Below are 11,594 nucleotides of genomic sequence, written 5' to 3' on the forward strand. Positions count from 1 at the left end.
GAGCGATTAGTTGAGGACCTGGACCTCGGCGACGGTGATGTCCACGGCGCTGTCGCGGATCTCGGTCAGCTGGCCGGACTGCCCCGTCGTCGCTTCCCAGTCGATCGTCCAGGTGGACGTCGCGGTCACGTGGAACTTTCCCGTCGAGGTGGTCGACGAGGGGACGTTGTAGCGGTGGCCACAGTCCGGCGAGGGCTTCTTGCCGTACTCGGCTTTGTAGGGCGTGCCGGCGGTCGTGCAGGTGACGGTGTTGCCGTCGCCCATGTTCCACACGATCTTGCTGACCTTCGCGGTCGCGGTCACTGTGACGCCCCCGGCCGATGCGCTGGCCGAGTTCGGGCCGTACGTCTCCGGCCCCGTCTTGGTCCACATGTAGACGGGCATCCCGACCACGCCCTTGCCGCCCGGCTTCGGCGTGATACCGATCTCCGGCCCAAGTAGCAGCATCTCGTCCACAGCCTGCTGCGCCAGGACCGCAGGGTCGACCGCCGGAGCTGCTGGTGGGCCGCCGGGCCCTCCGTAGAGCGTCTCGGTGACCATCGTGGACGCTCCGCTGGCCATGAAGTACCTGCACGTACGCACGTACACGGCGCCGCCGTCGGCAGGGTCATGGCCCTCCCACAGCTCGCTGCTCGCCGGCGGCGGGGGTTCCAGCTTTTCCGCGGGTGTGCACTCTGGAGGCTTGGCCTTGCCCTTGTTGCCGCCTTTGGGCCCGGTGGTCCCGCTGCCCTGCTGTGCCGAGCTGGAGCCACTGGCCTGCCCCGGGACGTCGACTTCCACTTGGCAAGTGAACAAGCCGCACTCAGCCCCTCCTGTACCACCTAGGGGATTGCCATCGGCCTGAGCGGGCACGGCCGTGGCGGCCACTGCCGCCACGGCAAGCAGCACGGCAACAGAACTCTGCCGCCCGATCAGCATGCTTTGCCCTGGGGCTCGTCGCGGATAACTCGCCACCCCTCAGGCCAGCGCTCGATCGTGGTGACGATGACGTACTTGGTGAGCCGATTGGACGGCAGGGTGACGGGCTTCTTGGTCGTCGCGTCGACGACGTGCCACTGCGAGATGTCCAGGCAGCTCGAGAGGGTCACGTTGGGGATCTCCCTGTCGAGGTCTGCCTTCGTCACGGTGGGGTTGCCGACGGTGACCTTGCCGATGTGGATGCGGTTGCGGTCATGTGCCCGCTTGGCATCCGACTCCGCGGCCTTCAGCGCTGCGGCGGCGGCGTACACCTTGAGGTTCGCGCTCGTGCCGCCGGGGTCGGCGTAGAGCTTTTCCATCTCCTGCCAGTAGGAGCGGTAGATGGAGATGGCGTGGTTCTTGGCGCTCTCGGTGGGGTCCATTAGGCCGGTCGACGGGGACGCGGACGGGGGAGGTGACGGAGTGGGGGACGCCTTTGGGTCGTTGTTCGCCGCTCCGCCGGATGTGCAAGCCGCTGCCGCCGTCAAGCTGCAGGCCACCAGAAGCAGAACTGCGGACCGCTTACCGTTCCGCTTGCGAAGCAGTGCTCGGCCCGGCCGAGTCGACAGCGCCACTGCGCCTCCCCGTATGTGTCGTCCATGTGTGTACATACCTGCGGCATCGTGTGAGCAGGTAGAACCGCGCTGCAGTCTCAACCACCCCAGGTAGCCGCGCTGTTCCCATACGTTACGCAACGATCCGCCAATGGCCCAGCCGTTTCAGCAGTTCAGAGCCAGAGGACGGATGTGGAACCGCCACAATTCCACCCGTCGGGATAGGAGCAGCCGAATTTGGCCAGCCCTTCCCTTTCCTTGGGAGGCTCCTTGTAATTCGCGAGCTGTGACAATGTCGACTGATCGGCATTGCCTGGAGGGTGAGGCGGACGAAGGTTGGTCCGCCTTGGCCCGCGACCATCACGTCAACCCCAGCACCGCCCGCCTGGCCATCGCGTCCTCATGCCCGAGCACGCCGCCGACCACGAGGATGCCCGGATCCGGAACTGCCAGCTACCCCCGGCCTCCACGCCGCCGAGCCGGAGCGCAGCCGGTGGGTCGCGCTCGACAAAGGCGTGACCGTACGGCGCGGCCGAGCCACTCACTGCGCGTCAACGCCATCCCCCTGACTGCCGCGTGAGCGCGCTGGGAGCAGTCGCCGTCCACTTGGTCACGGCGGTGACCAGATGCCTGGCTGCTAGAAGTGGTCCGGGAGCCAGGGCTCAAACTGCGCGGTGCTGCGGACGAGGGCCGCGAGGGTGTCCTCCGATAGGGCATGGACACCGGCCATGCGCGCCGAGGTGGTGGACCGATAGCCGCCGGCGTACCAGACCGCGAGCTGCCTCCGTGTGAAGGTCACCTGCGGCTCGGCGTTGGTGGGGATGGTCTCTGCCGCTCCAGCCTTGATTTGAAGCATCCACCGGTCCTTCCCGCCAGTCTCGTTCTCGGTCTCGATCGGTACGGCGGTTGTGAGGTCGGTGGGCCAGCCGCGGAGCCGGATGGCCTCGGGGATGTTGAGGATGCGGAGCATCCAGGGGTGCCAGGCTTCGGCGGTGGTGCGGTGGTGGCGGAGTCCGTGGAGGAGGGTGGGGTAGGGCGGGAGGGCGCCGCGCCGGAAGGTGATGGTGCGGGCGCGGGTGTTGTGGCGGCCGAGGAAGGCGAGCATGGCGGCGGCGGCGGGCTGGTCGGCGGCCCAGAAGTCGTGGACGGTCAGGCTCATGCCGTGGCGGTCGTGCCGTGCGGTGGTGAGGCTGAGCAGGCCGGAGATGGGGTGGCCGGGCCGGGAGAAGCGGTAGGTGGTGAGGTTGCTCTTCTCCTGTTTCCAGCGGGTCCACCAGGCGGGCCGGTGCATGGGGCCGTTCCACTGGCGGGCGAGTTGGTGTTGGAGGGCTTCGGCTTCGTCGGTCAGGCCGTGCTCGACCTCGAAGTCCTCGCCCGTGAAGGACCGCTTGAGGTCGTCGGTGGCTACCGCCCAGGCGAGGACGTTGGTGGGGGCTTCCCATCCGAGGCGGCGTGCGTAGCCGGTGGAGGAGGTGGTGATCGCGGAGATCACCGCGCCGCGCTCGGTCAGGGGGTGCAGCCGTGCGGCCGTCATGTCGGTGGCGAGGTGGTCGCCGCGCTCCTCGGGGGCCACGCAGCCGTCACCGAGGCAGGCGCTGGGGACGGGAGCGCCGCCGAAGAACTGCTCGACGAGGAGGCCGAGGCCGCCAGCGACGACCCGGCCGGCACGGACGGCGACTCGGAGGTCGGCGTGCTCGCGCAGGTGGGTGATGTCGCCGATGGGGTGGCCGTACGCGCGGGCGGCGAGCTTGTCGTACTGCTCCCACAGGTTGTCGTCGGCTGGGGTGAAGATCAGGGGCTGGTTCATGGTCGGCCTTCAGTAGTGGGTGGCGTCGCGGGCGGCGTCGGCGTCCAAGGGCACGAGGAAGGTGCGGGCGAAGGCCAGGACGCGTGTGCCCGCCTGGTTGTGGGCGGTGGTGTGGCAGGTGATGACCCCGGTGTCGGGACGGCTTTCGGAGACCCTGCGGGTGAGGATCTCCGTCTGCGCGTACAGGGTGTCGCCGATGTGGACAGGGGCGGTGAACCGCACCTGGTCGATGGCGAGGTTGGCGCTGGTCAGGCCGCTGATGCTGCGGACGGTCATGCCGCCCACCAAGTTGAGGGTGACGCCGGAGCAGACCAGGATGCGGCCCCACCGGGTCTGGCTGCTGTAGTGGGCGTCGGTGTGGAGGGGGGCGACGTTGCCGCTCAGGGCGGCGCCGAGGAGGTTGTCGAGTTCGGTGACGGTCCGGCCGGGCCGGTGCTCGATGATCAGGCCGGGGGCGAGTTCTTCGTAGGAGAGACCGACGTTCTCCCGCACGCGGGCCTGGCCGATCTGGCGGTAGCCGTGGGGCAGTCCGGGGCTCATGACGCGCCGTCCGCTTCGGCGAGGATCGCGCGGGCCCGGTTGAAGAAGGGGGTGCCACGCATCTGCCCGTCCACGGTGGTCACCGTTCCGCCGCTGGCGTCGGCGGCGGCGACGATGGCGCGGGCCTGCGCGATCTCCTCGCCGGTGTGTGTGAAGACGTCGTTGATCACCTGCACGTGGCGGGGGTGGACACAGCCCTTGCCGGAGAACCCCATGTCCTTGGCTCGCTCGACGTCCCGGCGCAGGGTGTCGGGGTCGTTGAGTTCCCAGGTGGGGGCGTCGATGGCGGGGACGTTTGCGGCGGAGGCGGCGTTGATGAGGGCCGAGCGGGCGTAGTGGAGGGCGTCCCAGTTCAGGCCGCAGCGGACGGAGGCGGCGTAGTCGGCGGAGCCGAAGATCACGCCGCCGAGCCGGGGCGCGCGCATGATCGACGGGAGGGTGTTGAAGGCCCGGGGGCTTTCGATCAGCGCCCAGATGTCGGGGGTGTAGCCGTCGGTGTCGAGCGCGGCGGCGACCAGTTCGACGTCGCGGGGGGATTCGACCTTGGGGATCACGATGAGGTCGGGTCGGGCGGTGTAGCTGGCGAGGGCCACGAGGTCCTTGATGCCCTCGATCGTGGTGAGGCTGTTCATCCGGATGCCGAGGGTGCACGGAGGGTCGGTGACGAAGAAGTCTTGCGCAGCGGTGCGGGCGGCGGGCTTCTCGTGGAGGGCGACGGAGTCCTCGATGTCGACGAGGGCGACCGCAGCGCCGGACGTACGTGCGCTGGCGAAGCGGTCTCGGCGCAGGCCGGGTGTGATGATCCAGGCTCGTCCGGGCCGGCGGCTGGTGCTGATGCTGGTCATAGGGGTGTTCACCTTTCGCTGCGCGTCCGCGACCGGCGCCGTGCGGTGATGAGCTGGTTGAGATCGCTGAGGGTGGCGGCGTGCTCGATTTCCCTGCAGCTCACGTCGATGCCGTAGCGCTCGGCGAGCAGGACGGAGAGCTCGACGACGGCGAGCGAGTCGAGTCCTGCGTGGTCGAGGCTGGTGTCGCCGGTGAGCCGGTCGGCGGGAAGGTTGAGGTCGTCGAGCAGGATGCGGGTGAGGTGTTCGTTCACGATCGGTCCTTCCGGAGAGTGGTAGAGGGAAGGGGCCGGGCAGGGCGATGGAAGCCCTCGTTGGCGGCGCGCTGGCTCGGGCTATGGGCTGGTCGCTTTGAGCTGCCGGGCGGCTTCGGCGATCAGGTCTTCCTGCCCGGCGACGACCTGGCGCTCGCCGAGGGCGAGGAACAGGTCGAGGGGGTCGACGCCTTCGGTGTGCGCGGTCTCCAGGGCCGGCCGCTTGAAGCCGGAGAACACCCCGGCGAGCCCGCTGACGACGGCGATTGAGTCGATGGACGGCGGGGCCTTCATCAGGCGGTCGGCGGCGACGTCGGCGGCGGCCAGGATCTGGCGGAGCCCGATCCCGGTGTTGATGCTGCGGCGTTCGAGGACGGCCACGAGGACTTCGAGCTGGGTGTTGCCGGCTCCGGCGCCGAATCCGCGGGCGGTCGCGTCGATGACGGCCGCGCCGGCATCCACAGCGGCCAGCGAGTTGGCCATCGCCATGCCCAGGTTGTTGTGGCCATGGAAGATCACCGGTACGTCGACGGCGGTGACGATGGCCTGCACGCGCTCGGTGACGTCGTGCGGAAGGTAGTGGCCTGCGGAGTCCATGATGCCGACGGCCTGGGCGCCGAACTTCACCATCAGGGCGCACTGCTCGGCGAGCTCGTCGGGGCCGGCCATGTGGCTCATGAGCAGGACGCCCTGGGCTTCGGCGCCGAGGTCGCGGACGACGCCGAGGTGGCGTTCGGTGACATCGGCCTCGGTGCAGTGCGCGGCGATTCGTATGACGTCGGCGCCGTGGCGGACGGCGGCCGCCAGGTCACCGGAGGTGCCCCAGCCTGGGGCCATGAACACGCCCATCCGCGATGAGGTGAGGGCCTCGCGGACGGTGGTGAGCATCGTGGCGTCGTCGAGCCGGGCGCGGCCGATCTGGAGGCTGGAGGCGCCCAGGCCGTTGCCGTGGCCGACTTCCACCACGGGCACCTTCGCGGCGTTCGCGGCGGTGGCGTAGGCGCGGAGCTGATCGGTGTCCAGCTGGTGGCCGACGGCGTGGTGGCCGTCGCGCAGCGTCGGGTCGTGCAGGAGGATCTGGGGCCGCTCGGGGCTGTCCATGCTGTCCATGGGGGGTTCCCTTCATCGCGAGGCGGCGGCCGACTGCTCGGCGAGCAGGACGGCGGCGGCGTTGATGATGTCGACGCTTCCGGCGTGGTGGGGCAGGCGGCGGCCGGAGGCGCCAACCTCCACCGCGACCGAGATGCGGCTCGGCTCCACGGCGAGGGAGGTCACCTTGTACCCGGGCGCGTAGGCGCGCACGGTGTCGGCGGCCGCCGCGATGCTCGTGCGGACCTGTGCGGGGCGGATGCCGTCCGCGAGGACGGTCATGGCCACCCGGAACGGTGGGGCGGGCCGGGCCGGGCCGAGGTTGACCAGCACCTTCACGTCGCGGGTTCCGGTGAATGTGCGGATCGCGGTGGAGGTGGTGGCGATGTACTGGTCGAGGTTTAGTCGGGTGGCCCGGCCGGCGCTCGCGCTGGCCCCGGTGGAGACCACCTCGATGTAGGTGGGGGTGCAGCGCTGGGAAATGGCGTGCAGCAGGGGGATGGCCGCCTGCCCGCCGCAGCTGATGAGGTTCAGGTGCCGGTACGCCGCCGCACGATGGCCGTTGACTCCCGGCACGATGACCGTCCCGAGGTCCGTGGGTGTCAGGTCGATCAGGGTCGTGCCGGTCGGGCGCAGGGCCGCCCAGTGCTCGGCGTGGCTGTCGGCGTTGGTGGCGTCGAAGACCACATCGAAGGGGCCGGCCTCCACCACGGCGCGGACCCCGCCGGCGGTGGTCAGATGGCCCATCTCAGCCGCCCGGCGCAGGCCCAGGCTGTCCCGGTCGCGGCCCGCCACGAGCGCGAGTTCCAGCTTCGGCGACCGGCGGATCTTGTCAACGAGGTCGATCCCGATCAGGCCCGCGCCGAGTACGGCGACAGGGCGTCGTTCGTCAGCAGCCATGGGCCACTCCTCCATGAGTGTGCAGGGATGCAGGGATGTGGTGTCGGCCGGACGCCGCGGGCTAGCGGACGTGCAGCTCGACCGACGGCAGATGCGGCGACCGGGCGTGCACCGTGGTCTTGGCCCCAAGGGGAAGGCTGGCGTGCACGGCTCCGGGCAAGACGAGCTGCCCGGCCCGCAGGCCGTCGCCGAAGCGGTGCAGCCGCCGAGCGAGCCAGATCAGGGCACACAGCGGGTCGCCGAGGACGGCCCGGCCCTCCCCGGTAGCCACGGCGGTGCCGTCGACGCTGACGACCAGCGGCTCAGCCGCCAGATCCAGGTCCGCGCCGAGGGGCACCATGGGGCCGATCACCGCCCGCGCGCAGGAGGCATTGTCGGCGATGCTGTCCGCGATCGTGATGCGCCAGCTGGTGAACCGGGTGTCGATCACCTCCAGGGCGAGGAACACCTCCTGCACCGCCGCCCGCGCCTCCTGCACGTCGAGGTCCGGGCCCGCCAGGTCACAGCCCAGCCGGAAGGCGAACTCCGTCTCCACCCGCGGCTGCATCAGCGCGGATCGGGCCAGAGTGCTGCCGGTAGGCAGCACCATGTCGTCCAGCAGGACGCCGGAGTCTGGCTCATCGACACCCATCTGCTCCTGGATGGCCTTGGAGGTCGCGCCGGCCTTGTGGCCGACGACCCGGGCGCCGCCCGCGATCCGCCTCTCGACCGCTGCGGCCTGGACTTGGTACGCGGTCTCCAGCGGCAGGCCCGGCCGCCGGACGGTCAGCGCGTCGATCGGGACTCGCTCGTACTCGGCGGCCAGCAGGGCCGACGCCGTAGTGGCGATCCAGCGGTCATCCCGCTCGTCCATGAAGATCACTCCCAGGGCATGGGGCCGGTTCGCAGAGGTGGGCATGGCACGGGAGCTGATCCGGGCGGCGCTGGTGCGGCCGCCGGGCTCCGGCCTGATGAAGAGTCAACCGCCGGGTGCTCCGCGGCGGTACGGTGGCGAGCAGGCCAAGCGGTATATCGCGTATACGGGGGCAGGTGCTCATGACCACGCGCACACCGAATCTCCAGCTCAAAGCCCTTGTCGCCGAATCCGGCCTCACCTACGAGGCGTTGGCCAAGGCAGTCTGCGCGGTGGCCGCCGAATGCGGCGCGCGCCTACGCACGAACAAGTCCAACGTCGAGCACTGGATCTCTGGCTCAGCACCCCGGGGGGACACACCCACGTTCCTCGCAGTCGCGCTCTCCCGGCGTCTGGGTCGCCTCCTGACCCCCGCCGACCTCGGTCTGCCCTCCCCAGGCCAAGCTGAAAATGACACCATCGGACTGTCCCTCGGGGTCGACCCGCTGGATGCCCTGCTGCCCATGTGGAGGTACGAGTTGGACCGCCGCCGCTTCCTGACGGCCTCCGCCTACTCCGTGGCAGCCGCAGCCCTACCCCTCAGCCACGTCCAGGACATCGCCGCCCGCACCGCCGCCGCCCGCACCGGCTACACCGTCGGCATGGCCGAGGTCGCCGCCGTCCGCGACATGATCACGGCGTTCTCCGAGATGGACGAGCGCCATGGCGGACAACACGGTCGCAGCGCCCTGGTCACCTACCTCCGCGACGACGTCGCTCCGCTGTGCCGTGCCCGCTTCTGCACCGACGCGATCCGCCAGCAGATGCTCTCCGCCGCCAGCCGCGGCGTCCACCTGCTGGGCTGGAAGTCCTACGACGTCGGACAACAGGGTCTCGCCCAGCGCTACTACCTCCAGTCCTACGCCCTGGCCACCGAGTCCGGCCTGCGCGGACACGACGGCTTCGTGATGCGCACCATGGCCATGCAGGGCCTCAAGCTCCACCGCCCCGAACACTGCTTGGGCCTGGCCGAGACCGGCCTGAACCGGGCCAAGGGACACGTGGACGCCCAGACCGAAGCCCTCTTCCGTGTCGTCTACGCCCACGCCCTCGCCAAGAGCGGCAAGCGCCGCGCGGCACTGACCGAGGCCGAGCACGCCCGCACCCTGTTGACCGGTGCCCCCGGCGACGAGGTGCCGTTCTGGGCGCTGGCCTGGGGCCCGCCGCCCGCGTCCGTGTACTCCCGGACCGCCAAGGTCCACGAGACCCTTGGAGACCACCGGGCCGCCGCCGAGCACTACGCTCTGGCCGCCACCACCCGCCCAGCAGATACCTACGCGCGCATCGTCGCCCTGGACCTGGTCGCGGGCGCCGAGATGCACCTCAAGCGCGGCAGCATCGAGCAGGCGTGCGCCACCTGGCACCGGGCCATCGACCACATGGACGGCGTCCGCTCCACCCGCACCCGCAAGGCCATCTCCCGCATGCGCATCGATCTGGCGCGGTTCCGGGCCCGTGGCCTGCGGTGCGTGGCAGAACTCGACGAGCGCGGACGCAGTTTCCTCGCCGATGCCTGAACGGTGCTCCGATGCCTCACGCCGAGGTGTAGCGACGGATGATCGGCTCCAAGTAGTCCGCGTGCGGACCGGTCAGGGTGGCCAGCTCCTCCGGTGAGCGCACCAGCGCGATGTCATCGAGTTCGGGGGCACGCCCATATGCTCGCTCGGCGGCCGCAGCGGCGGCGAAGCGTGCGCGCAACGCCGCCTCGGGGAGGGCCGGGGCGAGGTAGGTCAGCCCGATACTGCCGTTCTCCCCGCGCGTTACGACCCACAACTTCAACGTCTCGGGGGCCGCGTCGACCCCCAGTTCCTCGAGGAGTTCCCGCGCGGCCTGGCCAGCCAGGGCCGACTCGTCCAGCACTTCGCCGTCCTGGGGCGGCTCTACGGAACCTCCCGGCAGCTGCCAGCGGCCCGGGGCAGCCGTGGAGGGCGACATCCTCCCGGCCAGCACACGGCCGTCATCGGTCGGTTGTACGACGTTCACGAACAGTGAGGGCAGCGCCGTGGCGCCGGGAACGCGTCGCAGGGCGTAGTGCCGGTAGGTCACGCGCACCCAGGAGAGCCGCACCATGCGCGGGCCCACCCACTCCAGCCCTCCACAGGCCACCGCAGGTCCGTCGAAGAGGGTCGGGTTGGCCTGGACCGCCTTGTCCCATACGCGGTCTCTGGCCGATGCATCCGAGGGTGACAGCGGTGGCTCATCGGCCTCCGAGAGCTGGAGTCGTTCGACGTCGAAGACGTCAATACCAAGAGGCAGCATCTCGGTCACCAGGTCATCGTAAAGCTCACGTCTCCCCGGGCGCGTCCTGGCGGTCCCCGGCCGGGGCCCACGGACTCGCCGAGCGCGCGGCGCAGGAGGACGATGTGCCGCATATCCTCGGTGAGTCGGCGTCACGCCCGACAGACTACGGACCCGCTCTGCCTCGCGAGGACACATGCGGCAGGTGGTCAGCAGGGGGCCTCACGCCACGTGCAGGTGCCGACCTCGGCGCGGGGGCTCCTCGTCCTTCTTGGCGGGCGGTTCCGGCACGGCCTGGAGGGGGCCCGTCTCGGCGGTGTCCTCGGGCTTGCGGTTCAGCTTCGACCTGAGGCCGTTGAGCTTGCTTTTGATGTGCGGCGCGGCCTTCACGGCGACGGCACCGAGTGCGGCGGCGGCGACGGTGGCGGCGACGCCGATCACCACACCGTTCGCGACGCCTTCCTGACGGCCTTCTTCCCTCGCCTCAGCCCTGATCTCGTCGAGTTCGGCGTCGGCCGGGTAGAGCACGGCGTGTCCAGAGAGCACGTTAGCGGCGTCCCGCAGGAGGGCGCTGATCCCCCCGGGACTGCTCGAATCCGAGAGGCTCGTCCCAGCCGGGCGTTCCACCACGAACACGTCTCGGATGGTCCCGGTCTCTTCGTCATAGGCCATGGGAGCACTGTAGGGGGCATCGCCTTTGCCAGGACGTGGTATCCGGCAGGTGGCCCTTGGCCGAGGTGCTCTTCTACCGGCGGCGCTGCCGCACCACAATCTCGGACATGCGAGAAAAGGACCTCTACACCGAGCAGTACTTCGGCGACGAGCGGCAATCCGTCGCCGATGCGCCGCAGTGGGTCCAGCAGGCGTTGCCGACGACGAGGCTGAACGTGCAGTACAGGAACCCGTACCTGGACTCCATGACGGCGAAGGTACTGCTGGGCGACTACTTCGACACCGGGCGTCTGCCGCCCGCGGAGGTCGTCGCGGCGGTACGGCACCAGTCATGGAGAGACCTGGAGTACAAGGGCGGTTCGCTCGACGTCGTCGGTGACCCGCTGTACGTCCTGTTCTTCCGTTCCATGTGCTCGAAGCTGTCGTACGTCAAGGTCGGCCGGACGAAGAAGAAGGAAAAAGCGCAGGTCCAGAAGCGGATCATCGCGCATGAGAGCGAGGCCAAGATCGCCCAGGCGGTCCTTTTCGACGCATGGATCTCCCGTCCCTGCGTGTCGGCCGTCGTCTGGGAGAAGAGCGTCAAGGCGCACTTGAGTGCTACGGCGGAGGAGGACATCATTCCGGTCGAGCAGGTGAAGGCGGAGTACTTCCGTGGCATCGCCTTCGGCACTGCTGTCCGGGTGGCTCGGATGCAGGAAGACCGCAGCGGGGTTGTCTTCCTGGCACCGTGATGTCCGGTCCGGGGTGTCGTTCTGCGCTGCGTGTCCGACGGCTGCGGGGGCAGGGGTCTCTTGCGGTCGCCGCACGCAGCGTCCAGGGAGCCGGTCTTCCACAGCACGCGCATCC

13 protein-coding genes are annotated in these 11,594 nt (G+C 69.8%); 2 read left to right on the plus strand and 11 right to left on the minus strand.

The genetic code is table 11. The features are described 5' to 3' along the window. Window positions 1-6: 6 nt before the first annotated feature. The 9 genes from ABZX67_RS09175 to ABZX67_RS09215 form a co-directional block, all read right to left on the minus strand. Window positions 7-780, minus strand: coding sequence for an ATP/GTP-binding protein (locus ABZX67_RS09175; protein WP_355356484.1), 774 nt, complete (start codon window positions 778-780; stop codon window positions 7-9). A 131-nt stretch (window positions 781-911) separates the two neighbouring features. After that, window positions 912-1,340 (minus strand): secreted protein/lipoprotein, encoded by a 429-nt coding sequence (locus ABZX67_RS09180; RefSeq protein ID WP_355356486.1) that lies wholly within the window; start codon window positions 1,338-1,340, stop codon window positions 912-914. 808 nt (window positions 1,341-2,148) lie between these two features. Beyond that, complete coding sequence (locus tag ABZX67_RS09185) at window positions 2,149-3,318, minus strand: GNAT family N-acetyltransferase (RefSeq protein ID WP_355356488.1); 1,170 nt, start codon at window positions 3,316-3,318, stop codon at window positions 2,149-2,151. 9 nt (window positions 3,319-3,327) lie between these two features. Continuing rightward, window positions 3,328-3,858: a MaoC family dehydratase gene (locus ABZX67_RS09190; RefSeq protein WP_355356490.1), complete on the minus strand. Its 531-nt coding sequence runs from the start codon at window positions 3,856-3,858 to the stop codon at window positions 3,328-3,330. Further along, on the minus strand, window positions 3,855-4,703 hold the full coding sequence (locus ABZX67_RS09195; RefSeq protein ID WP_355356492.1) for a CoA ester lyase: 849 nt from the start codon (window positions 4,701-4,703) through the stop codon (window positions 3,855-3,857). The genes ABZX67_RS09190 and ABZX67_RS09195 overlap by 4 nt, the downstream gene beginning before the upstream one ends. Before the next feature lie 8 nt (window positions 4,704-4,711). Then, window positions 4,712-4,957: an acyl carrier protein gene (locus tag ABZX67_RS09200; protein WP_355356494.1), complete on the minus strand. Its 246-nt coding sequence runs from the start codon at window positions 4,955-4,957 to the stop codon at window positions 4,712-4,714. 81 nt (window positions 4,958-5,038) lie between these two features. Beyond that, a complete protein-coding gene (dmpG, locus tag ABZX67_RS09205) occupies window positions 5,039-6,058 on the minus strand; it encodes a 4-hydroxy-2-oxovalerate aldolase (protein ID WP_355356668.1) in 1,020 nt (339 codons plus the stop codon). Between the two features lie 21 nt (window positions 6,059-6,079). Then, window positions 6,080-6,946, minus strand: coding sequence for an acetaldehyde dehydrogenase (acetylating) (locus ABZX67_RS09210; protein WP_355356496.1), 867 nt, complete (start codon window positions 6,944-6,946; stop codon window positions 6,080-6,082). A 61-nt stretch (window positions 6,947-7,007) separates the two neighbouring features. Then, window positions 7,008-7,799: a fumarylacetoacetate hydrolase family protein gene (locus ABZX67_RS09215; protein ID WP_355356498.1), complete on the minus strand. Its 792-nt coding sequence runs from the start codon at window positions 7,797-7,799 to the stop codon at window positions 7,008-7,010. Between the two features lie 182 nt (window positions 7,800-7,981). Between ABZX67_RS09215 and ABZX67_RS09220 the strand changes: the two genes are divergently transcribed. Next, the gene (locus ABZX67_RS09220) at window positions 7,982-9,355 is read left to right on the plus strand and encodes a hypothetical protein (RefSeq protein WP_355356500.1); all 1,374 of its coding nucleotides are present in this window, start codon (window positions 7,982-7,984) and stop codon (window positions 9,353-9,355) included. A 16-nt stretch (window positions 9,356-9,371) separates the two neighbouring features. Here ABZX67_RS09220 and ABZX67_RS09225 read toward each other — a convergent pair whose 3' ends face one another. Both ABZX67_RS09225 and ABZX67_RS09230 read right to left on the minus strand, forming a co-directional pair. After that, a complete protein-coding gene (locus ABZX67_RS09225; RefSeq protein WP_355356670.1) occupies window positions 9,372-10,097 on the minus strand; it encodes an NUDIX domain-containing protein in 726 nt (241 codons plus the stop codon). Between the two features lie 201 nt (window positions 10,098-10,298). Continuing rightward, a complete protein-coding gene (locus ABZX67_RS09230) occupies window positions 10,299-10,622 on the minus strand; it encodes a hypothetical protein (RefSeq protein WP_355356502.1) in 324 nt (107 codons plus the stop codon). A gap of 182 nt (window positions 10,623-10,804) precedes the next feature. On the opposite strand from ABZX67_RS09230, the gene ABZX67_RS09235 reads away from it, so the two are divergent. After that, the gene (locus ABZX67_RS09235) at window positions 10,805-11,479 is read left to right on the plus strand and encodes a hypothetical protein (RefSeq protein ID WP_355356504.1); all 675 of its coding nucleotides are present in this window, start codon (window positions 10,805-10,807) and stop codon (window positions 11,477-11,479) included. The last annotated feature ends 115 nt before the right edge of the window (window positions 11,480-11,594 follow it).

The sequence above is a fragment of the Streptomyces sp. NPDC003036 genome, from assembly GCF_040611175.1.
Lineage (GTDB): Bacteria > Actinomycetota > Actinomycetes > Streptomycetales > Streptomycetaceae > Streptomyces.